18 protein-coding genes are annotated in these 20,976 nt (G+C 70.0%); 13 read left to right on the top strand and 5 right to left on the bottom strand.

The genetic code is table 11. From position 1 onward, the window contains the following. Window positions 1-19 precede the first annotated feature (19 nt). From D3869_RS27505 to D3869_RS27475, 7 genes are all read left to right on the top strand, one after another. Window positions 20-691 (top strand): TerC family protein, encoded by a 672-nt coding sequence (locus D3869_RS27505; RefSeq protein ID WP_137142882.1) that lies wholly within the window; start codon window positions 20-22, stop codon window positions 689-691. Between the two features lie 13 nt (window positions 692-704). After that, entirely contained in the window at window positions 705-1,583 is an 879-nt protein-coding gene (locus tag D3869_RS27500; protein WP_137142881.1) for a universal stress protein, read from the top strand. 38 nt (window positions 1,584-1,621) lie between these two features. Continuing rightward, the gene (locus tag D3869_RS27495) at window positions 1,622-2,296 is read left to right on the top strand and encodes a response regulator transcription factor (RefSeq protein WP_014200002.1); all 675 of its coding nucleotides are present in this window, start codon (window positions 1,622-1,624) and stop codon (window positions 2,294-2,296) included. Then, window positions 2,283-4,796 carry a sensor histidine kinase gene (locus tag D3869_RS27490; protein ID WP_137142880.1) on the top strand — a complete coding sequence of 838 codons (2,514 nt, stop codon included), beginning with the start codon at window positions 2,283-2,285 and terminating at the stop codon, window positions 4,794-4,796. The genes D3869_RS27495 and D3869_RS27490 overlap by 14 nt, the downstream gene beginning before the upstream one ends. A 176-nt stretch (window positions 4,797-4,972) precedes the next feature. Beyond that, a complete protein-coding gene (ccoG, locus tag D3869_RS27485) occupies window positions 4,973-6,451 on the top strand; it encodes a cytochrome c oxidase accessory protein CcoG (protein ID WP_137142879.1) in 1,479 nt (492 codons plus the stop codon). Window positions 6,452-6,731: 280 nt separating this feature from the next. Beyond that, window positions 6,732-7,586 carry a glycosyltransferase gene (locus D3869_RS27480; protein ID WP_137142878.1) on the top strand — a complete coding sequence of 285 codons (855 nt, stop codon included), beginning with the start codon at window positions 6,732-6,734 and terminating at the stop codon, window positions 7,584-7,586. A 77-nt stretch (window positions 7,587-7,663) separates the two neighbouring features. After that, the gene (locus tag D3869_RS27475) at window positions 7,664-8,482 is read left to right on the top strand and encodes a GH12 family glycosyl hydrolase domain-containing protein (protein WP_137142877.1); all 819 of its coding nucleotides are present in this window, start codon (window positions 7,664-7,666) and stop codon (window positions 8,480-8,482) included. Between the two features lie 44 nt (window positions 8,483-8,526). On the opposite strand, the gene fbaA is transcribed toward D3869_RS27475, so the two are convergent. Beyond that, window positions 8,527-9,606, bottom strand: coding sequence for a class II fructose-bisphosphate aldolase (gene fbaA / locus D3869_RS27470; protein WP_137142876.1), 1,080 nt, complete (start codon window positions 9,604-9,606; stop codon window positions 8,527-8,529). Window positions 9,607-9,863: 257 nt separating this feature from the next. Here fbaA and D3869_RS27465 point away from each other — a divergent pair, with 257 nt between their 5' ends. The 5 genes from D3869_RS27465 (at window position 9,864) to ccoG (D3869_RS27445) (ending at window position 17,563) form a co-directional block, all read left to right on the top strand. After that, a complete protein-coding gene (locus D3869_RS27465; protein ID WP_137142875.1) occupies window positions 9,864-10,745 on the top strand; it encodes an SMP-30/gluconolactonase/LRE family protein in 882 nt (293 codons plus the stop codon). Between the two features lie 297 nt (window positions 10,746-11,042). Then, complete coding sequence (gene ppc / locus D3869_RS27460) at window positions 11,043-13,862, top strand: phosphoenolpyruvate carboxylase (protein ID WP_137142874.1); 2,820 nt, start codon at window positions 11,043-11,045, stop codon at window positions 13,860-13,862. 302 nt (window positions 13,863-14,164) lie between these two features. Next, window positions 14,165-14,362, top strand: coding sequence for a hypothetical protein (locus D3869_RS27455; RefSeq protein ID WP_137142873.1), 198 nt, complete (start codon window positions 14,165-14,167; stop codon window positions 14,360-14,362). 64 nt (window positions 14,363-14,426) lie between these two features. Next, window positions 14,427-15,890 carry a PLP-dependent aminotransferase family protein gene (locus tag D3869_RS27450; RefSeq protein WP_137142872.1) on the top strand — a complete coding sequence of 488 codons (1,464 nt, stop codon included), beginning with the start codon at window positions 14,427-14,429 and terminating at the stop codon, window positions 15,888-15,890. Between the two features lie 188 nt (window positions 15,891-16,078). After that, window positions 16,079-17,563: a cytochrome c oxidase accessory protein CcoG gene (ccoG, locus tag D3869_RS27445; protein WP_137142871.1), complete on the top strand. Its 1,485-nt coding sequence runs from the start codon at window positions 16,079-16,081 to the stop codon at window positions 17,561-17,563. A gap of 6 nt (window positions 17,564-17,569) precedes the next feature. Here ccoG (D3869_RS27445) and D3869_RS27440 read toward each other — a convergent pair whose 3' ends face one another. From D3869_RS27440 to D3869_RS27430, 3 genes are all read right to left on the bottom strand, one after another. Then, window positions 17,570-18,556, bottom strand: a complete 987-nt coding sequence (locus tag D3869_RS27440; protein WP_137117936.1) for a potassium channel family protein — start codon at window positions 18,554-18,556, stop codon at window positions 17,570-17,572. 99 nt (window positions 18,557-18,655) lie between these two features. Then, window positions 18,656-19,258, bottom strand: coding sequence for a 2-hydroxychromene-2-carboxylate isomerase (locus D3869_RS27435; protein ID WP_137117935.1), 603 nt, complete (start codon window positions 19,256-19,258; stop codon window positions 18,656-18,658). An 81-nt stretch (window positions 19,259-19,339) separates the two neighbouring features. Beyond that, window positions 19,340-20,053: a response regulator gene (locus D3869_RS27430; RefSeq protein ID WP_109072303.1), complete on the bottom strand. Its 714-nt coding sequence runs from the start codon at window positions 20,051-20,053 to the stop codon at window positions 19,340-19,342. 224 nt (window positions 20,054-20,277) lie between these two features. Here D3869_RS27430 and D3869_RS27425 point away from each other — a divergent pair, with 224 nt between their 5' ends. Next, complete coding sequence (locus D3869_RS27425) at window positions 20,278-20,469, top strand: hypothetical protein (RefSeq protein WP_247896059.1); 192 nt, start codon at window positions 20,278-20,280, stop codon at window positions 20,467-20,469. Window positions 20,470-20,487: 18 nt separating this feature from the next. On the opposite strand, the gene D3869_RS27420 is transcribed toward D3869_RS27425, so the two are convergent. Then, the gene (locus D3869_RS27420; protein WP_137117934.1) at window positions 20,488-20,889 is read right to left on the bottom strand and encodes a Rid family hydrolase; all 402 of its coding nucleotides are present in this window, start codon (window positions 20,887-20,889) and stop codon (window positions 20,488-20,490) included. Between the last annotated feature and the right edge of the window lie 87 nt (window positions 20,890-20,976).

The following is a 20,976-nucleotide window of genomic DNA, read 5'->3' as shown; positions in this document are numbered from 1 at the left end:
TTCTTCGAAGGACTTTTCCATGGAAAGCGTCGATCTCTGGTCGCAGCTCGCCGCCCTCGGGCAGGTGATCGCCATCGACCTCGTGCTGGCCGGCGACAACGCCATCGTGGTCGGCATGGCCGCCGCCGCGGTGCCGCTGGCGCAGCGCCGCAAGGTGATCTTCTGGGGCATCGGCGCCGCCATCGTCCTGCGCATCTTCTTCGCCCTGATCACCACCCAGCTCCTCGCCATCATCGGGCTGACTCTGGCCGGCGGCGTGCTGCTGCTGTGGGTCTGCTGGAAGATGTTCCGCGAGCTGCGCTCCCACGGGACGGACGAGGTGGCGCCCGACGAGGCGATGGAGGCCCCCGACACGCCGGTGGGGGTGTCCGGAAACGCCGCCGCCGGTGCCGCGGTCGGCGGCGTCACGGTGGGTGCCGCCATCTGGCAGATCGTCGTGGCCGACGTGTCGATGTCGCTCGACAACGTTCTGGCGGTGGCCGGCGCGGCCAAGGACCACCCCACCATCCTGGTCATCGGCCTGCTGCTGTCCGTCGTTCTGATGGGCGCCGCCGCCAACATGATCGCCCACGTCCTGCACAAGCACCGTTGGGTCGGCTGGGTCGGTCTCGCCATCATCACCTATGTGGCGCTCGACATGATCTGGCGCGGCAGCAACGAAGTCCTCATGCACACCTCCTGGCTATCGTGACGGAGCGAATCCGATGATCAAGAAGGTTCTCGTTCCCCTGACCGGGCGGCCGCTGGACCGCCGCGCCATCGCCACGGCCTTTCTGCTCGCCGGCCGCTTCCGCGCCCATGTCGAGGGGTTGAGCGTCATGCCGCAGGTCGAAATCCGCACCTCCGTCGAAAGCGCCGCGATCCCCAAGGCGCTGGTCGAGCAGCTCATCCGCATCGGGCAGGAGGATCAGGCGCGCGTGGTCGATTCCGCCCACGAGCTGTTCGAGGAATTCCGCGGCCGCTTCGGCGCCGCCGAGGCGGACAGCCTGACCGGCGGCGTCGCGGGCGCGGACGGTCCGACCGCCTCCTGGCAGCAGGCGACCGGTCCGCTGGCCGAGACCCTGGCGGAGGAGGCGCGGCTCGCCGATCTGGTGGTGATCGCGCAGACCTCCGACGGGACCAACGCCATGGGGCCGGCCATCGAGGCCAGCCTGTTCGGCTCCGGCCGCCCGCTGCTGCTGGCCCCGGCGGCCGAACCGGCCTCGGTCGGCTCTGCGGTGGCGGTGGCCTGGGACGGCGGGGCTGCGGCCTCGCGGGCGGTCGCGGCGGCGCTGCCGCTTCTGCAGCGCGCCGGCAAGGCGGTCATCCTGTCGGCCGACGTCGCCGACCCCGGGCGCACCGCCGACCCCGACCGCCTGTCGGCCTATCTGGCGCTGCACGGCGTCGCGGCGTCGATCCGCCGGGTTACGGCGTCGGGCCGGGCGGTCGGGCGGGCCTTGCAGGAGACGGCGGCGGAAGCCGGCTGCGACCTGCTGGTGATGGGCGCCTACGGCCACAGCCGTGTGCGCGAACGGGTGTGGGGCGGCGTGACGCTCGATGTGCTGCGCGAACCACCCGCCATTCCCATCTTCATGGCCCACTGATTTGTGCATTACGGTGCCCCGGCACCGGGAGACGGACCATGCGCATACTCGTCGTCGAGGACACCGAGGATCTGGCCGACGCCATCGTCCACCGGCTGCGCAAGCTGGGCTACGCCGTCGACTGGGCGCCGACCGGCGACGAGGCGGAGGAGCTGCTGCGCCAGGAGGCGTACCAGCTCGTCCTGCTCGACATCATGCTGCCGGGGGTGGACGGGCAGACGCTGCTGAACCGCCTGCGCCAGCGCCGCGACGCCACGCCGGTGCTGGTGATGACCGCCCGCTCCCAGGTGAATGTCCGGGTCGACCTGCTCGACCTCGGCGCCGACGACTTCATCGTGAAGCCCTTCGACCTGCGGGAGCTGGAGGCCCGCTGCCGCGCCCTGCTGCGCCGCTCGCACGGGCTCGCCTCCTCGCGCACGCAGTTCGGCAATCTGGTCTTCGACGCCGCGGCCAAGAAGGTGCTGGTCGACGGCCGCCCCGTCGATCTCGGCGGCCGCGAGTTCCGGCTGCTGGAGCTGTTCCTCAGCAACCTGAACACGGTCCTGTCCAAGGAAGACCTGATGGACCGGCTGTTCAGCCTCGACCAGCCCACCGCGCTGAACGCCATCGAGTTGTATGTCTCCCGCCTCCGGCGCAAGCTGGAGGGCGCGTCGGTGGAGATCCGGACGGTTCGGGGGCTCGGGTATGTGGCGGAAGTGTGTGCCGAAGGCTGAAGGATTCTCGCTGCGGCGGCGGCTGTTCATCCGGCTGCTCGGCGTGCTGGCCGTTCTGACCGCCGGGCTGTTCCTGTTCATCAACGCCTACGCCCAGCGCGCCGCCGACGCCGCCTTCGACCGGCTGCTGATGGCGTCGGCGCTGTCGATCTCCGACACGGTGCGGGTGGAGGACGGGCGCTTTTCCGTCGACCTGCCCTACTCGTCGCTGGGCATCCTGGCCCAGGCGCGGCGCGACCGCGTGTTCTACCGGATCACCGCGCCGGACGGCGAGCTGATCACCGGTTACCACGACCTGCCGGTGGCGCCTCCCAGGACCGGGGTCGCCGGCGCGGCCGGCGGCGATTCCGCCACCCGGTTCGAGAACGCCATCTTCCGCGGCATGCCGGTGCGCGTCGCCGTCCTGAAGCGCTTCGCCACGCAGCCGGAGCTTGGCGGCTGGGTCACCATCGCCGTCGCCCAGACGCGGGAGGAGCGCGGGGCGCTGGCCCGCGACATCCTGGCGAACGCCTTCCTGCCCATCGCCTTCACCGTGGTCGCGGCGGGCGGGCTGATCTGGTTCGGGGTGCGGCAGGCGCTGGCCCCGCTGGGCTCGCTGGAGCGGATGATCCGCGAGCGGCAGCCCCACGACTTCTCCCCCATCGCCATGCCGCCGCCGCAGGAGGTCTCGCAGCTCGTCCAGGCGATCAACCAGCTCATGGCCCGGCTCCAATCCAACCTCGACACCATGCAGACCTTCCTGGCCGACGCCGCCCACCAGATCCGCACGCCGCTGGCCAGCCTGCGCCTGCAGGCCGAACTCGCCATCGACGAGGACGATCCCGATGCCCTGCACCGCATCGCCCAGCGCGTGCACCGCAACGCGGTGGAGGCCAGCCAGCTCACCAGCCAGCTCCTCAACCACGCCATGGTGATTCACCGCAGCGAGGCGCTGAAGCCCGAGGACGTCGATCTCGGCGCCCTGCTGGAGCAGGTGTTCCAGCGCGCCCGCGCGGTGGCCGGCGACACGGCGATCCGCCTCGACATCGACCGCGCGGCGGAGGCGGCCACCGTCCCCGGCGACGCCATCAGCCTGCGCGAGGCGCTGACCAACCTGCTCGACAACGCGGTGAAGTACGCCGGCCCGTCCGGCCCCATCGACCTGACCCTGACCCCTTCGCCGAACGGGCGCGGCCTGCGCGTGGAGATTGCCGACCGCGGCCCCGGCGTGCCGGACGCCGAGAAGCGCCGCGTGCTGGAGCGGTTCGGGCGCGGCAGCTCCGCCTCCGGGGTGGCGGGCAGCGGCCTCGGCCTCGCCATCGTCACCTCGGTGGTGGAGGCGCACGGGGCGGCGTTCGCGCTGCTCGACCGTCCCGGCGGCGGGCTGATCGCGCGCATCGACTTCCTCGCGGCGGACGGCACTGCCCCGGCGCCGGGAGGAGCCGCGCGGGCCCTGCTGCCGCTTCTGGTCCTCTGCACCCTGCTCTGGTCCCCCTGGGCGCAGGCGGCGCAGCTCATCACCTATTCCGCCCCCGGCGGCGAGCGGGAGCGGCTGCGCATCCATTCGGCCACCGACCGCCAGGCCATCGAGCCGCTGGTCCTCGATTTCCAGCAACTCCACCCCGACGTCACCATCGAATACAAGGACATGGACACCGCCGACCTCTACGCCGAGGCGGTGGCCGCGCCGGCCAAGGGGACCGCGGCGGAGACCCCCGACCTGCTCATCAGCTCCGCCTCCGACCTGCAGGTGAAGCTGGTCAACGACGGCCACACCCAGCCCCACCGCTCCGCCCTGACGGACGCCCTGCCGGACTGGGCGAACTGGCGGGACGAGGCGTTCGGCTTCACATTCGAGCCGGCGGTGATCGCCTACAACCGCAACCTCCTGCCGGACGCGGAAGTGCCGCGCACGCGCCCCGCGCTGATCCGGCTGCTGCGCGACGACCCGGCGCGCTTCGGCCGGCGCGTCGCCACCTACGACACCGCCACCAGCGGCATCGGCTATCTGCTGGCCGCCCACGACGCCCTGCTGTTCGGCCAGTACTGGCAGCTCGTGGCGATGATGGGCAACGCCCAGGCGCGGCTGGCCTGCTGCTCCGGCGACATCCTCGATCTGGTGGAGCGCGGCGAGGTGCTGATCGCCTACAACGTCCTCGGCTCCTACGCGCGGGCGCGGGCGGCGGCGGGGGCGCCCATCGGCATCGTGGTGCCGGAGGACTACACGCTGGTCATCTCCCGCGTCGCGGTGATCCCCCGGACGGCGCCCCGGCCGCAGCTCGCCGGGGCGTTCATCGACTACCTGCTGTCGCCGCGCGGGCAGGAGGTGGTGGCCGACCGCTCCGCCCTCTACGCCATCTCCTCCGGCATCAAGCGGGAGGCCTCGGCGTCGGGCCTGCGCTCCAGCACGGCGGCGCCGCTGCACCCCATCGCCCTCAGCCCGGCCCTGCTGGTCTTCCTCGACCGGCTGAAGCGGGAGCGCTTCCTCCAGCAATGGCAGTCGGCGATCCTGCTGCCCTGAGCCGGGGCACGCTCCGCACCCCGGCGCGTCCGCCGATAAGAATCGACGCTCCACCCTCGTCCGTTTGCGGATTCGCAAAGGCGGCGCCGCGCCGTCTGCCTAGCCTGGGGAACGGCCCGCCCCCTGCCCTGCCCCCTCTGCACCCATGTCCGCGGGCCGAACCACGGACGAGCATGATGAGCGTTTCCACCACCGAACCGCAAACCGCCTCCCGCCCCGCGGAATCCGCGCGCAAGAGTGGCCTCTACGCCAAGCACGACAAGATCTACCCGAAGTCGGTCGCCGGCACCTTCCGCCGGCTGAAATGGCTGACGCTGATCTGTCTGCTGAGCCTTTATTACGTTACCCCCTGGATTCGCTGGGACCGCGGCCCCAATGCGCCGGATCAGGCGGTGCTGGTGGATATGCCGGGCCGCCGCCTGTATTTCTTCTTCATCGAGCTGTGGCCGCAGCAGGTCTATTACCTGACCGGCGCGCTGATCCTGGGGGCCATCGGCCTCTTCCTGGCGACCGCGCTGGCCGGCCGCGTCTGGTGCGGCTACGCCTGCCCGCAGACGGTGTGGAGCGACCTGTTCCTATGGGTGGAGCGCCGGATCGAGGGCGACCGCGGCGACCGCATCCGCCTCGACCACGCCCCCTGGTCGCCGGCCAAGCTGGGCAGGAAGGCGGCCAAGCACGCCGCCTGGCTGCTGATCGCGCTGCTGACCGGCGGCGCCTGGGTCTTCTACTTCAACGACGCCCCGACCCTGGCGCTGGAGATGTTGCGGTTCGAGGCGTCCTCGTCCGTGCTGCTGTTCATCGGGCTGTTCACCGCCACCACCTATCTGCTGGCCGGCCACGCGCGCGAGCAGGTGTGCATCTACATGTGCCCCTGGCCGCGCTTCCAGGCGGCGATGCAGGACGAGGAGAGCCTGACCGTCACCTATGAGGACTGGCGGGGCGAGGGCCGCGGCCACCTGAAGCGCTCGCAAAGCTGGGAGGAGCGCAGGGCGGCGGGGCTGGGCGACTGCATCGATTGCGGGGCCTGCGTCCATGTCTGCCCGACCGGGGTGGACATCCGCAACGGCCCGCAGCTCGCCTGCATCGGCTGCGGCCTGTGCGTGGACGCCTGCAACGACGTGATGGCGAGGATCGGGCGGCCCGGCGATCTGGTCCGCTTCGATTCGCTGAACGCCCAGATCGCGCGGGCCAACGGCGCCAAGCCGGCCTTCAAGCCGATCCGCCCGCGCACCATCGTCTACGCGCTGCTGCTGACCGTCGTCGGCGGGATGATGGCCGCCGGGCTGGTGCTGAAGCCGAAGGTGGACGTGAACATCCTGCGCGACCGCGCGCCGCTGTTCGTCACCCTGTCCAATGGCGACGTCCAGAACGCCTACACGGTCAAGGTCCTGAACATGACGCGGGCGGCCCAGACCTACCGCCTGTCCGTCACCGGGCTTCCCGGCGCCGTCCTGTCGGTGGCCGGCGGCGAGGGCGAGCCGGCGGAGGGCTCCGTCCTGGTCCAGGCCGATCCCGACAGCGTGGCGACCCACCGCGTGCTGGTCCGCGTGCCGAAGGAGACGCTGCGCCAGCCCTCGACTCCCGCGGCCTTCGTCGTCACCCGCCAGCCGGACGGGCTGACCGTCCAGCACGAAACCGTCTTCCTCGGTCCCTGATCCCGTCTTTCTCGTCCACCAAGGAGAGCGCGCCATGAATTTCGACACCACCACCACCATCGCCCTGGTCGGCGCCGTCAGCGTGTTCGTCGTGACCATCGGCGTCTTCGCCTTCCTGCTGACCCGCAAGGACAAGTGACGGCCTCCGCAGGAGAAGCGGGCGCCCGGCCGCCGGGCGCCCGTCTTCCGCTGGGGTGAGGTTGCCGGCCCTGCCGGACCTGTTGCATAACGGCATTCGACGGGAGAATTCCCCAAGAACAGCGTCGCAAAGGGGCCACCAATGGAAGTGCTGAAGTTCTCGCCGGAGGATTTCTCCCATGAACTTCTCTCGCTCGAGGTCGCCAAGCTCATCAAGGACGAAACGCCTCCGGCCGAGCCGCTCACCTTCCATGCCTATTGGGACGGCGCGCTGAACGAGAAGCACCTGATTTCGGTGAAAAGCTGCCATCTGTTCAATGTGCGCGGCAAGGCAAACAGGATCATCGTCTGGACGCAGAACGGCGTTGACAACGCGTATCGGAATGAAATCGCAAAATACGCGGAGATCCGTGCCTTCTCCGAGCGCGACGAGTGCCGCGGGACCTTTCTTGAAGGCTATGATTTCGGGCGGTCGCTCGACGCATCCTTCTACTCCGACATCGTCCGGTACATCCTGCTCTACAAACACGGCGGCGTCTGGTTCGACCTCGACTGCCTGTTCCTGAGAAGCGTCACACCGCTCCTGAACCAGTTTCCCGGCAAGATCCTGGCCTATCGATGGGAGCGGCAGAACTATCCCAACGGCGCGCTCTACATCTCCCCCACGCCGCGGTCGGAGGCGATGAAGGGCAACATCGCGTTCATCCGGAACCGCGGTCGCGGCTGGGGCTTCCAGCAGGCCGGTCTGGTCTACGACACACCGATGGACATCCTCGTGCTGCCCTGCCCCTGGTTCGACGCCGGGTGGATCGACAATCCCGTGCTGCACTTCAAGGATTTCATGAAGGCGTCGCCGGTCGCGTTCGACCTCGACAGCTTCTTCCCCGGCGCCTTCTGCTTCCACTGGCACAACAAGTGGTTCGACGCCATCGAGCCGGAGAGTCCGATGGACCGGCTCGCCCGTGACATCGACCGCCGGCTGTCCATGGGGGGCTGAGCGCCACCGCGATCATCGCCGCCCGCCCGTGTTGAAGCCCCGACGCCGGACAGAACAGGACGGAGCGGGGACCCACCATGACCACGACGCTGACGGGAAGCGCCGACCGCCTGGAGGCGGGCGGCTGGGCAGCCAGCAGCAACGTCTGGAATCCGGGCGGCTACCGCAGCGGCAAGGACTTCACCCAGTCCATCGCCCTCGACGAAGCGGCCTTTCCGAACGGGACGGTGATCAGTTGGAACTGGCCCTACGACAGCCGGCGCGCCCTGACCTACGAGAATTACCCGGTGCGCGCCTATCCGGAACTGACCCACGGCGTCAACCCGTGGAACGGCGCGCCGTCCACCAGCGCGGTCCTGCCGGCGCGGATCGCCGACCTGCCCAATTTCGACGTGACCTACAAGGTCGGCCTGACCGGTGCGACCAACCTCTACAACGTCGCCGTCAGCCTGTGGATCGGCGACGATCCGAAAAAGGGGATCGAAGGGGTGACCGACGAGGTGATGGTGTGGCTGCACAGCGGCTACTTCACCCCCGCCGGGGAGCCGGTCGCCACGCTGACCGACGCGCAGGGGGACGCCACCCTGTGGAACAAGCCGGTGTTCAGCGGTGGGGTGGACGGCAATCCGATCGACTGGGAATACACGGTCCTGCAATACGGCGACGACCGGCTTGCCGGGACGCTGGACCTGGACGGGTTGCTGGACGAGCTTCAGACCCGCGGGATCGTCAACGAGACCGACTGGATCCTGGGCTTCCAGTTCGGCGCGGAGGTGGCGGCTGGCGCCGGGTCGATGACGGTCGAGCAGTTGGCGGTGGATTTCACCGCACCCCCGACCCCGGCGGTGCTCGCGACGCCGCCGGAGCCGGTGATCGCGGTGCCGCCGTCGGTGTAGGGGTGAGCGGCCATGCCGGCCCCCCACCCCCCATTTCCGACCGATCAGCCGGCCAGCGACTTGCCGGCGGCGCCCAGATCGGCGAAGGCCTCATCGAGACGACGGACCATACCCTGCTCGCCCAGGCGCAGCCACTTACGCGGGTCGTACAGCTTCTTCAGCGGCTTGCCCGACTGCGGGTCGATCTGATGGCGGAAGGCCGCCTCGTTCTCCAGCACGAAGCCGCCGATGGACTCGGCGAAGGCGAACTGGGTGTCGGTGTCGATGTTCATCTTGAACACGCCGAAGCCGACCGCCTGGGCGATCTTCTCCTTCTCCGACCCCGAGCCGCCGTGGAACACCAGGGCCAACGGCTTGGCGCCGCCGCCGTGACGCTCCGCCACCAGGGCCTGCGAGGCGCCGAGGATCTCCGGACGCAGCTTCACGTTGCCCGGCGCGTAGACGCCGTGCACGTTGCCGAAGGAGGCCGCGACCGAGAAGTGGCCGATGGGCGACAGCTCCTCATAGGCGCGCAGCACGTCTTCCGGCTGGGTGTAGAGGTGGGCATTGTTGGCGGCGTCCAGGTCCTCCGACCCGATGCCGTCCTCCTCGCCGCCGGTCACGCCCAGCTCGATCTCCAGGCTCATGCCCAGCGGGGCGAGGCGCTTGAGGATGCGGGCGCATTCCGACAGGTTGAAGTCCAGCGACTCCTCCGACAGGTCGAGCATGTGCGAGCTGAACAGCGGACGGCCGGTGCGGCGGAAATGCTCCTCGCCATGGCCGATCATGCCCTCGACCCAGGGGATCAGGCCCTTGTTGGCGTGGTCGGTGTGCAGAACGACGCAGACGCCGTACTGCTCGGCCAGCAGATGGACGTGCTGGGCCGCCGACACGGCGCCGAGGATGCGGGCCTGGAGCGCGTCCTTCATGCCTTCGCCGGCGTAGAAGCGGGCGCCGCCGTTCGAGAGCTGCACGATCACGTCGGAGCGGTTCTTCGCCGCCGCCTCGAGAACGGCGTTGATGCCGTTGGTGCCGACCACGTTGACCGCCGGCAGAGCGTAACCGCCGTCCTGGCAGGCGGCGATCAGCGCGCGGTAGTCCTCTCCGGTCACGACGCCGGGCTTCAGTCGGGTCGGGGCAGACATGGGTGAATTCCTCCCTCGGAAAAATACTGCCTTGAAACTTTGGCTCGAACTTCGGTTCAAACGTCGGTTCGATCGTTCGGTCAAGCCCCATATGGGCATGGGACCGGCGAACGCCACGCGCTCTTTTTGCCACTTCCCGCGCCGGAACGCTGCAAAAGACTTGCCGCGAACGCCACCCTGGACCTGTGACGAAAAGACCCGCGGCATCGCGCAAAACAGGCAGAGAAGCAGGACAGCCAGAGAAGGAGGCCGGGACCATGGACGCTCACTGTGTCTGGGAGGCGGGCGCGCAGCTCGGCGAGGGGCCGGTCTGGTCGCCGTCGCGCGACGCCCTGTTCGCCGTGGACATCCGCGGGTCGCGCCTGCTGCGCTACACCCCCGCCGACGGCCGGGGCCGCGCCTGGCCGCTGGAGGAGGCCGCCTGCTGGCTGGTCGAGCGGGCGGACGGCACCGGCTTCGTCGCCGGGCTGCGCTCGCGCCGGCTGGTCGGCTTGACGCTCGACGGCGACCGACTCTCGGTGGGGCCGGACTTGCTGCGGCTGGAGGAGGACGCTCCGGGCAACCGGCTGAACGATGCCATGGCCGACGCGGCGGGCCGGCTGTGGGTGGGCAGCATGGACGACGCGGAGCGGGAGGCTTCCGGCGCCCTCTACCGCGTCGGGCCGGACGGCCGCGCGGAGCGGGTGGACGAGGGCTACACGGTCAGCAACGGCCCCGCTTTGTCCCCGGACGGGCGGACGCTCTACCACACCGACAGCCCGTCCCGGACCATCTTCGCCTTCGCCCTGGGCGCGGACGGCGCCCTGTCCGGCAAGCGCGTCCACATCCGCTTCGGCGAGGAGGACGGCTATCCCGACGGCATGACCTGCGACGCCGAGGGCCATCTCTGGGTCGCCCACTGGAGCGGCGGGCGGGTCAGCCGCTTCCGGCCCGACGGGACTTTGGACCGGGTGGTGCGGCTGCCGGTGTCCAACGTCACCTCCTGCGCCTTCGGCGGGGCGGGCCTGGACCGGCTGTTCATCACCACCGCCGCCGCCACCACTCAGGACGCGCCGGCCGGGGAACCGCTGGCCGGCGGGCTGTTCGCCTGCACGCCCGGCGTCGTCGGGCTGCCGCCGGGACGGTTCGGCGCGCCCTGAACAGGCTGCGAGTCTTGCCAGCAGATTTGATATACTAGTATAACTCTGGCGCTGACCAGCAGCCGTCACCGCATGGCGGAAGGATCGTGCGCCGCCGTGGCGGGCCCCTTCGCCAAGTGATAGATCTGTGCGGACACCGCAGCGCAACCGGCGCCCCCGGGCGGCGGCGTCCGCAACCGTGCCGAAGCCGTTCTCCCACAAGGGAAAAAGGGCTTTAGCGGGTGCAGCAAACTGCTTTACAGTTGCACGCCGATCTTTCTCGACGGTTCCACCTTCGCACAGCCGGAGCGACCCACGATGACCACCGACGCCGCCCTCCGTCCCGACGCTCCGGCCAACACCATCGACACCGGCACCGATACCGGCATCGACGACAAGGATTTCCCGCTGCGCGAGGACATCCGCCTGCTCGGCCGCCTGCTCGGCGACACGGTGCGCGAGCAGGAGGGCGACGGCGTCTACGGCGTCATCGAGAGCGTGCGCCAGGCCTCGGTGCGCTTCAACCGCGACGACGACGACTCCGCCCGCCGCGAGATGGCCGAGATCCTGAACGGCCTGCCGCGCGACACGATGATGTCGGTGGTGCGCGCCTTCTCCTACTTCCTGCACCTCGCCAACATCGCCGAGGACCAGCACCACATCCGCCGCACCCGCGACCACGCCATCGCCGGCTCGCCGGCGCGCGAGGGCACCCTGCCCTACGCGCTGGAGCGGCTGGAGGCCGCCGGCGTCGGGCCGGACCGGCTGGCCGGCATGCTGGACATCGCCCAGGTCAGCCCGGTGCTGACCGCCCACCCGACCGAGGTCCAGCGCAAGAGCATCCTGGCGCTGGAGCACAAGGTGGCGTCCCTGCTCGACACGCGCGACCGCTCCCGCCTGACGCCGGAGGAGGCGGAGGCCAACATGGACGCGCTGCAGGAGGCCATCCTGACCCTGTGGCGCACCCGCATGCTGCGCCCGCAGCGCCTCGCCGTGATCGACGAGGTGAAGAACGGCATCTCCTACTACACCGACACCTTCTTCTCCGAGTTGCCGAAGCTGTTCTGCCGCTTCGAGGATCTGCTGGCCAAGCGCTTCCCCGACCGGGAGTGGTCGCTGCCGCCCTATTTCCGCATCGGCTCCTGGATCGGCGGCGACCGCGACGGCAACCCCTTCGTCACGGCGCCGATCCTGCGCGAGGCGATGCGCCTGCAATCGACCGCCGCGCTCGACCACTATCTGACCGAAATCCACGAGCTGGGTGGCGAGCTGCCGCTGTCCGAGCTGCTGCTCGGCACCTCGCCGGAACTGGAGGAGCTGGCCAAGCGCTCGCCCGACCATTCGCCGCACCGCGCCGACGAGCCGTTCCGCCGCGCCCTGACCGGCATCTACGCCCGTCTGGCGGCGACCTCGCGCACGCTCGACCAGCATGAGGCGCTGCGCAACGCGGTCGGCAAGGGCGATCCCTACGCCACCAGCGCCGAACTGCTGGCCGACCTTGAGGTGCTGGCCGCCTCGCTGAAGGCCCACGGGGCGGGCCGTCTGGCCGCCGGGCGGCTGCGCCGCCTGATCATCGCGGTGAAGACCTTCGGCTTCCATCTGGCGCCGATCGACCTGCGCCAGAACTCCGACGTGCACCAGCGCACGGTGGCGGAGCTGCTGGCCGTCGCCGGCCGCTGCGCCGACTACGCCGCCCTGTCGGAGGACGAGCGCATCGCCCTGCTGGCCGAGGAAATCCAGAGCCCGCGCCCGCTCCATTCGCCCTATCACGCCTATTCGGAGGAGACGGCGGGCGAACTGGCGATCTTCTTCGCCGCCCGGCAGCTGCGCGAGACCTACGGACCCGCCGCCCTGCCGAACAGCATCATCTCCAAGACGGACGGCGCGTCCGACCTGCTGGAGGTGGCGCTGCTTCTCAAGGAATCCGGCCTGCTGCGCCCGGGCGCGGGCGGCGAGCCGGCGCTCGGCCTCAACATCGTCCCGCTGTTCGAGACCATCGAGGATCTCCGGCAGGCCCCGGCGACGATGGAGCGGCTGTTCACCCTGCCCGCCTACCGCGCCCTGGTCACCTCGCGCGGGGACGAGCAGGAGGTGATGCTCGGCTATTCCGACAGCAACAAGGACGGCGGCTTCCTGACCTCCGGCTGGGAGCTGTACAAGGCGGAGATCGAGCTGGCCAAGCTGTTCGACCGGCACGGCGTGCGCATGCGGCTGTTCCACGGCCGCGGCGGCTCGGTCGGCCGCGGCGGCGGCCCCAGCTATCAGGCCATTCTGGCCCAGCCGACCGGCGCGGTGTCCGGCCAGATCCGCATCACCGAGCAGGGCGAGGTCATCGCGTCGAAGTACGGGCGTCCGGAGGTCGGGCAGCGCAACCTGGAGGTCCTGACCGCGGCGACGCTGGAGGCCACCCTGCTCGACCTGGAGAACCGCGTCGAGCCGGCGGAGTCCTTCTACGCCGCGATGGAGCGGCTGTCGGAGCTGGCCTTCGGCGCCTACCGCGGGCTGGTCTACGAGACGCCGGGCTTCACCCAGTATTTCCGCACGGCCACGCCGATCTCGGAAATCGCCACGCTGAACATCGGCAGCCGCCCGGCCTCGCGCACCAAGTCGGACCGCATCGAGGACCTGCGCGCCATTCCCTGGGTCTTCTCCTGGGCGCAGTGCCGCCTGATGCTGCCGGGCTGGTACGGCTTCGGCAGCGCCGTGGAGGCTTGGCTGAAGGAGGAGCCGGACGGGCTGGCCCTGCTCCAGCGCATGAACCGTGCCTGGCCCTTCTTCAAGTCGCTGCTGTCCAACATGGACATGGTGCTGGCCAAGAGCGACCTCGCCATCGCCTCGCGCTACGCGGAGCTGGTGGAGGACGTCGAGCTGCGCGAGCGCATCTTCGGCCGCATCCGCGAGGAATGGCAGCGCACCCGCCGCCATCTGCTGGCCATCGCCGGCCATGACGAGCTGCTGGGCGAGAACCCGCTGCTGGCGCGGTCGATCCGCAACCGCTTCCCCTACATGGACCCGCTGAACCACGTCCAGGTCGAGCTTCTGCGGCGCCACCGCGCCGGCAGCAGCGACGAGCGGGTGCGGCGCGGCATCCTGATGTCGATCAACGGCGTCGCCGCCGGTCTGCGCAACAGCGGCTGACCTCTGTGGCCGCCGCTTCCGCTCCGTCGCTCCGGCGGGGCGGAAGCGGAAGCGGCAAAACCGTGGAACGGCATCGAAAATGGATTGCCACCCCCGATTTCCCGCTTGCCTTCATATTAATATATTAGTATGCTTCCTCTTGTGTTCAAGCGTTGTGGGCCGCCAATCGCGGCGGCTGGTGCGACGTCCTGGACGTTTCCTCCCTAGACTCGAAGGCCATCGGGACCACCCCGGTGGCCTTTTTTCTGCGCACGCTTTGGCTGTGGAGCCTGTTGTCCCCGGTGGGAGGAAAGGAGGTTCCCATGCATCCGATTCCGCGCGACACCAGCCCGGACAGCACGCTGGCCCGCCTGTCGGAAGGGTACCGCTTCGTGACGAACCCCCGCTTGCGCCTGCCGGCGGTGCCGCGCAGACGCTTCGTCATCACGGATGTGGCGCCGCGCCGCGGAGACGATGCGGTGCCGGCCCCTCCGGTCGCGCTTCTCCGACGCGCGGATTGACAATCCATACAATCACGGGTCTTATGTCTGGAAGGGAGCCCCCCGCCTCCCTACAAGGATCGCCATGCCACCGCTTCCCGACCCCCAAACCGCCGCTTCCCTCCCTGTCTCCCAAGCCATCGACTGGGCGCCCTCGCTGGAGGACCGCAGCCGGCCCGTCTACATCGCCATCGCGGACGCCATCGCGGCGGACATCGGGGCGGGGCGGCTGAGGCCCGGCGACCGGCTGCCGCCGCAGCGGATCCTGGCGGACCGGCTGGGCATCGACTTCACCACCGTCAGCCGCGCCTATGGGGAGGCGCGCCACCGCGGGCTCGTCGACGCGCGGGTCGGGCAGGGAACCTTCGTGCGCAAGTCGGGCCACGTCCTCCCGCCCTTCGCCGCGGAGCCGCACACCACCGTCGGCACGGTGCCGCTGGCCGTCAGCATGGCGATGAACCAGCCGCCGCAGCCGGAGGATTCCACCGCCCTGACCGCCCGCATGACCCGCGGAGTCGCCGCGGCCACCGCGGCTCTGGGACTGCCGGACCTGCTGCGCTACCCGGACGGGGCCGACAGCCCGGACGACCGCGAGGCGGCGGTGCATTGGCTGCGCCACCGCCTGCCCGGCCTGACGGCGGAGCGGGTGCTGGTGGCGCCCGGCACGCAGGCCGCCCTGCTCGCCCTGCTCTCCGCCCTGGCCCGCCCCGGCGACACAATCTGCGCGGAGGCGCTGACCTATCCCGGCTTCCGCGCCGCCGCGGCCCAGCTCGGGCTGCGGGTCGTCGGCGTGCCGATGGACGCGGACGGCATCGACCCCGACGCGCTGCGCGCCGTGCTCGCCGAGCACCGGCCCAAGGCGCTCTACTGCATCCCGACCTTCCACAACCCGACCACCGCGACCATGCCGGAGGAGCGGCGGCGGGCGGTCGCTGCGGCGCTGCGCGACCACGGCGTTCCGGTCATCGAGGACGACATCTACGGCCCGCTGCCGGAAACGGCGCCGCCGCCGCTGGCCGCCTTCGCGCCGGAGCTGACCTACCACGTCGCCGGGCTTGCCAAATGCGTGTCCCCGGCGCTGCGCATCGCCTATGTGGCGGCGCCCGACGCCCGGCAGGCCCGCCGCGTGGCGGTGGCGCAGCGGGCGACCACGCTGATCGCCGCCCCCTTGTCCGCCGCCATCGCCCGGCTGTGGATCGCCGACGGCACCGCGGAGGCCGTGCGCGACGCCATCCGGGCGGAGGCCATGGCCCGCCGGGCGCTCGCCGAATCGCTGCTGCCGGCGGAGCGGATCGTCACCAAGCGCGAGGCCTTCCATCTCTGGCTCACCCTGCCGGACGGCTGGACCGGCGGGGAGTTCACCGCCCATCTGCGCAGCCGGGGCATCTCCGCGGTGGCCGCGGAGGCCTTCGCCACCACCCCGGACGTGCCCGCAGCCCTGCGCTTCTGCCTGGGCGCGCCCCTGGACCGCAACGAGACCCGCCGCGCGCTGGAGATCCTGGCCGACGCCCTGGTCCTGCCCCCCGCCACCGCCGGCGTGATCATCTGAGGCCATCAAAGCCTGCTTCAGAGTGTCGCATTGCTGGGATCGCATCCCGAAGAATCAGGGTTTTCCATACACACGCCTCATTGAATGCAGTCAATCCCGCTTGCGGAGTCGGCGATTGAAGGCATACAGTCGGCGCCATGCCGCAGGCCGCCGCTCGGGTGGTCCGGATGTTTGCGCAGAGGCACGCCATGCAGAATCCCGCCCGCTCGTCCACTCTTTCCCCGCCGCCCGCCGCGCCGGCCCCGTCCGCCCCGGTCGCTTTCTACGCGCCGCACCGGAAGATCTACCCGAAGGCGGCGCGCGGCCGGTTCCGCCGCATCAAGTCGGCGCTGATGGTGGGCCTGCTGGCGCTGTTCATGCTGCTGCCCTGGCTGCGCTGGGACCGCGGGGCCGGCCTGCCGAACCAGGCGATCCTCTTTGACCTGGACAGCCAGCGCTTCTACCTGTTCGCCCTCGAACTCTGGCCGCAGCACATCTACTACCTGACCGGCGCGATGATCCTCGCGGCGGTCGGCCTGTTCCTGGCGACGGCGCTGGCCGGCCGCGTCTGGTGCGGCTACACCTGCCCGCAGACGGTGTGGACCGACCTCTACGTGAAGGTGGAGGAATGGATCGAGGGCGACCGCGGCGCCCGCATCCGGCTGGACAAGGGCCCGCGCGACGCCGGCTGGCTGGCCAAGAAGGCCGCCAAGCACGCGGTCTGGCTGCTGATCGCCTTGGCGACCGGGGCCTCGGCCCTCTTCTACTTCGTGGACGCGCCGGGCTACGTCGCGGACCTGCTGCGCTTCCAGCCGGGACCGGTGGCGACCGGCTGGATCCTGTTCATGACCGCCTGCACCTACGCCATGGCCGGCTTCATGCGGGAGCAGATGTGCGTCTATGTCTGCCCCTGGCCGCGCATCCAGGCCGCCCTGCTGGACGACGAGAGCCTCACCGTCACCTACCAGGACTGGCGCGGCGACGGCCGGGCGCCGCTGCGCAAGGAACAGAGCTGGGCGGAGCGCTCCGCCGAGGGGCTTGGCGACTGCATTGACTGCAAGGCCTGCGTCCAGGTCTGCCCGACCGGCATCGACATCCGCGACGGCCTGCAGATGGACTGCATCAGCTGCGGCCTGTGCATCGACGCCTGCGACGACGTGATGGGCCGCATCGGGCGCCCCGGCGGGCTGATCCGCTACGACACCCAGGCCGCCCAGGAGGCCAAGGCGGTGGCCCGCAAGCCGGAGCCCTACCGGCTGGTCCGCCCGCGCACCATCATTTATTCGCTGGTGATGCTGGTGGTCGGCGGGATGATGACGCTCGGCGTGCTGCTGGAGCCGACGGTGGACGTCTCCGTCCTGCGCGACCGGGCGCCGCTCTACGTCACCCTGTCCGACGGCGCGATCCAGAACAGCTACACGGTCAAGATCTCCAACATGACCCGCGCCCCGCAGGGCTACCGCCTGACCGTCACCGGTCCCCGCGGCGCCACGGTGACGGCGGCCGGCGGCGCGGGTGCCGACGGCGCGGCGCCGGTGCTGGGCGCCGAACCCGACACGGTGCAGACCCACCGCGTCCATGTCCGCGCCCCGGCGGGTGCCGCGGTGGCCGGCTCCACGCCGCTGACCCTCACCCTGACCCGCCTGTCGGACGGGGTGGTCCATCAGGCCGAGACGGTGTTCCTCGCCCCCTGATGCGGCTCAGAGGGGACCGTCGCGGTCGCGGCGGTCCCGCGGGGCGGTGTGGCCGATGATGGCGCTGAAGCCGAACAGCAGAAGCAGGACGCCCATCACGATCTCGATCCCGCAGATCAGCCGCACCGCCCCCGTCACCGGGTGGATGTCGCCGTAGCCGACCGTGGCGAAGGTGACCAGCGAGAAGTACAGCCCCTCCGGAAAGGTCAGGTCGCGGCGCACGCCGTCGATGATGAAGTTCGGCTCCACCATGAAGCGGTCGAGGATGGTGTAGAAGGCGCCGAACATGATGATGCACAGCGAATAGAAGGTCAGGAAGGCGAAGGCCGGCAGCACCAGCCGGGCCGCCTGCTGGAAGAAACCCTCGAACAGCAGCCCGGCGTCGAGCAGGAAGACGGCGATGTCGCGGGCGACCAGGGCGACGACGACTCCGATGGCGGACATCGACAGCAGGAAGATCGCCGTCAGCGTCTCCGGCGCCACCTCCCGCCCCGGCAGCAGGAAGGTCAGCGCGCCGATGCCCCAGACCGGAGCCATCCACAGGAAGATGCGGTCGAAATGCCCGCCGTCGCGCAGGCGCCGCGACATCACGATGCTGCGGATCGTGTCGGCCCGCCACCAGGCGCCCCCCAGGAAGGCGATCAGCGGGATCGCGAAGGCGGCGGCCTGGATATGCGACGGGATGCTGTGGAAGTTGCTTTCCAGGAAGAAGACGAAGACGCAGGCGTAGACGCCGATGAAGTTCGCCAGGGCCAGGCTGAAGAACTGGCTCCCCGGAAACAGATAGTGGAAGGCCCCGACGACGAGGCCGACCGACCCCAGCAGGGCGAAGGCCAGATCGCCCGACACCGAGCGGATGGACAGGGCGATCATCCCCTGCATCAGCGCGGTCAGCACCGCGCCGGTCAGCCAGGAGCGGCGGGCGCGCGGCCGGGACGTATGGGCGGGGCCGGCGGCCTTGCTGGAGCGGCGGTCGGGGAGGATCTGGTCCATGCGCGAACCGGTTGTCGGTGGTGCCCACCTTATAGCCCCACCGCCGGCCCCGATGGCAGGACTTTCAACCGCCCTCCCCCAACGGGCTTTGCGGCGGGCCTACCAGCCGCCCGTGGCCAGCCAGCGGTCCACCATGTCCAGCCGGTCCCAGCCCCAGAAAGGCTCGTCGTCGACGATGACGAAGGGGGAGCCGAAGACGCCGCGGTCCACCGCCGCGTCGTTCTCGGCGCGCAGGCGGTCCTTGACGGTCTGGTCCTGCAGGGCCGCGGCCACCGCCGCCCGGTCGTGGCCGAGCGTGCCGGCGATCTCCACCACCGTTTCGGCGGGGCCGATGTCGCGCCCCTCCCCCCAATGGGCGTGGTACAGGGTGCGCGCCAGCAGCTTCGCCTGCTCGGGATGCTCGTCGGTCAGCCAGTAGAAGGCGCGCGACGCGGCGACGCTGTTGGCGGGGGCCGAGTCGGGGTAGGTGAAGGGCGCGTTGGTCAGCCGGGCGATCCGGCCCACGTCATGGACCAGATACTCGCCGCGCAACGGCTGCTGCAGGTTCGGCTTCATCCCCGTCACCTTGAAGATGGCGCCGAGCAGGATCGGGCGCCAGGTGACGGTGCGGCCATGCGCCGCAGCCAGCTCCTCAATGCGGCGGCTGGCGAAATAGCCGTAGGGCGAGGCGAAATCGAAATAGAAATCGATGGGGTCGGCCATCCGCGCATCCTCCCGGTTCTGCTTTTCCGGAAAGGCTAGCGCGCGCCGAAGGTTCCGTCCACCGCCGAGGCCGGACGGGACTCAGACCGTTTTCACCTTGGCGTCGAAGACGTAGCCGGCGCCGCGCTCGGTCTTGATGATCCGCGGCTCCTTCGGATTCGCCTCGATCTTGCGGCGCAGGCGCAGGATCAGCACGTCGATGGAGCGGTCGAACACCTCCGCCCCGTCGGCGCGGGTCAGGTCCAGCAACTGGTCGCGGGTCAGCACGCGCTGCGGGCGCTTCACGAAGGCGGCCAGCAGGCCGAACTCCGCCTTGGTCAGCTCCACCTCGCGCCCGTCCTGGCTGCGCAGGCGCTGGGCGGTCAGGTCCAGCTCCCAGTTGGCGAACTGCACGACGGCGCGCAGGTCGTCGGGGCTGCGCGGCGGACGCCCCTCGCCGGAGACGCGGCGCAGCACCGCCTTGATCCGGGCCAATAATTCGCGCGGGTTGAACGGCTTGGTCAGGTAGTCGTCGGCGCCCAGTTCCAGCCCGACGATGCGGTCCACGTCCTGGTCCTTCGACGACAGGATGATGACGGGGATGTGCGATTCGGTGCGGATCTGGCGGACCAGCCCCAGCCCGTCGCCGTCGGGAAGCCGCAGATCGCAGACCACCAGATCGACGGAATCGCTCTCCAACGCCTTCTTCGCCGCGGCCGTGTCCGGTGCGGTGGTCACGCGGTAGCCTTCCGAAGCCAGATAGGACTCCAGAAGTTCGCGCACCGGCTCGTCATCATCGACCGCGAGAATGTGCATGGCCGTTACCTCCCGTCCTCTTCATAGCTCACCGCCGTGGGTGCACGCAATCGGTTACAAGCCGGTAACAGGCACTCGCCGCACGACCGATGGGTGAATCGGCTGAAACATCCTGCCGCGCGATCGAAACGAAAAAGCCGGTTTCCTGAAATCACGCGGTCATCACAGGTTGGTTTATTCCTCTCAGCCGCGAGGCGAAAGGCAAAAGCCCGCACCGAAGGGGAATGACGATGCTCGTGCTCGACCAGTGCCTGGAACGGATGGCCCATCTCGACCGCGCCGACCGCCTGCTGAACGAGGTGCGCGTCTACAACAACCGCCTGCCGATCCGCGAAGCGCTGGCCCAGCATCGCGCGCTGCTGAGCGAGGCCCGCCGTCACATCGAATCGGCGCGCACGCTGGTCGGCGACGCGTGAGCCGGACCGGAGAAGCACTCAGCAGCGGGCCGTGACCTCGATCTCGATCCTCATCCGTGGGTCGGCGAGCGGGCAGACCATGGTCGTGCCGATGGGCGGGCGGTCGCGGAACGCCTCCCCCAGGATCGGTTGAACCCGGGCGAAGTCGGCGGCATCCGCCAGATAGACCCGCATCCGCACCACGTCCGACAAATCCGCCGCCGACCGCCGCAGCGCTCCACGGATGTTGCGCAGGGTCTGGCGCGCCTGCTCCTCCACATCGCCGGCCATCACCCGGCGTTCGGCGTCGAAGCCGGAGGTGCCGGACACGAACACCCAGCGCCGGTCCGGTGCGCCCGCACTCCCTGCCACAAGCGCCCGCGCATCGTTGCCCCACCAGCCACCGGGCATCCCTTCGGCTTTGCTCCCACCACGATCCATGGCGCTTCCCTCCCTTGTTGTTCGTGTTCTTGATCGTCAGCAGAACCATCTTGGCGCCTTTATGTCACAGAGGGCCGAACCCGCACA

Source organism: Azospirillum brasilense (genome assembly GCF_005222205.1).
GTDB classification, from domain to species: Bacteria; Pseudomonadota; Alphaproteobacteria; order Azospirillales; family Azospirillaceae; genus Azospirillum; species Azospirillum brasilense_G.
Note: the sequence above shows the minus strand (reverse complement) of the source record. Positions and strands in the feature narration are given on the sequence as shown.

Bases quoted from the DNA above. Each gene is read 5' to 3' on its own strand.
- D3869_RS27505 (WP_137142882.1), top strand. From the start codon at position 20: ATGGAAAGCGTCGATCTCTGGTCGCAGCTCGCCGCCCTCGGGCAGGTG.
- D3869_RS27500 (WP_137142881.1), top strand. From the start codon at position 705: ATGATCAAGAAGGTTCTCGTTCCCCTGACCGGGCGGCCGCTGGACCGC.
- D3869_RS27495 (WP_014200002.1), top strand. From the start codon at position 1,622: ATGCGCATACTCGTCGTCGAGGACACCGAGGATCTGGCCGACGCCATC.
- ccoG (WP_137142879.1), top strand. From the start codon at position 4,973: ATGAGCGTTTCCACCACCGAACCGCAAACCGCCTCCCGCCCCGCGGAA.
- D3869_RS27480 (WP_137142878.1), top strand. From the start codon at position 6,732: ATGGAAGTGCTGAAGTTCTCGCCGGAGGATTTCTCCCATGAACTTCTC.
- D3869_RS27475 (WP_137142877.1), top strand. From the start codon at position 7,664: ATGACCACGACGCTGACGGGAAGCGCCGACCGCCTGGAGGCGGGCGGC.
- fbaA (WP_137142876.1), bottom strand. From the start codon at position 9,606: ATGTCTGCCCCGACCCGACTGAAGCCCGGCGTCGTGACCGGAGAGGAC.
- D3869_RS27465 (WP_137142875.1), top strand. From the start codon at position 9,864: ATGGACGCTCACTGTGTCTGGGAGGCGGGCGCGCAGCTCGGCGAGGGG.
- ppc (WP_137142874.1), top strand. From the start codon at position 11,043: ATGACCACCGACGCCGCCCTCCGTCCCGACGCTCCGGCCAACACCATC.
- D3869_RS27455 (WP_137142873.1), top strand. From the start codon at position 14,165: ATGCATCCGATTCCGCGCGACACCAGCCCGGACAGCACGCTGGCCCGC.
- D3869_RS27450 (WP_137142872.1), top strand. From the start codon at position 14,427: ATGCCACCGCTTCCCGACCCCCAAACCGCCGCTTCCCTCCCTGTCTCC.
- ccoG (WP_137142871.1), top strand. From the start codon at position 16,079: ATGCAGAATCCCGCCCGCTCGTCCACTCTTTCCCCGCCGCCCGCCGCG.
- D3869_RS27440 (WP_137117936.1), bottom strand. From the start codon at position 18,556: ATGGACCAGATCCTCCCCGACCGCCGCTCCAGCAAGGCCGCCGGCCCC.
- D3869_RS27435 (WP_137117935.1), bottom strand. From the start codon at position 19,258: ATGGCCGACCCCATCGATTTCTATTTCGATTTCGCCTCGCCCTACGGC.
- D3869_RS27430 (WP_109072303.1), bottom strand. From the start codon at position 20,053: ATGCACATTCTCGCGGTCGATGATGACGAGCCGGTGCGCGAACTTCTG.
- D3869_RS27425 (WP_247896059.1), top strand. From the start codon at position 20,278: ATGACGATGCTCGTGCTCGACCAGTGCCTGGAACGGATGGCCCATCTC.
- D3869_RS27420 (WP_137117934.1), bottom strand. From the start codon at position 20,889: ATGGATCGTGGTGGGAGCAAAGCCGAAGGGATGCCCGGTGGCTGGTGG.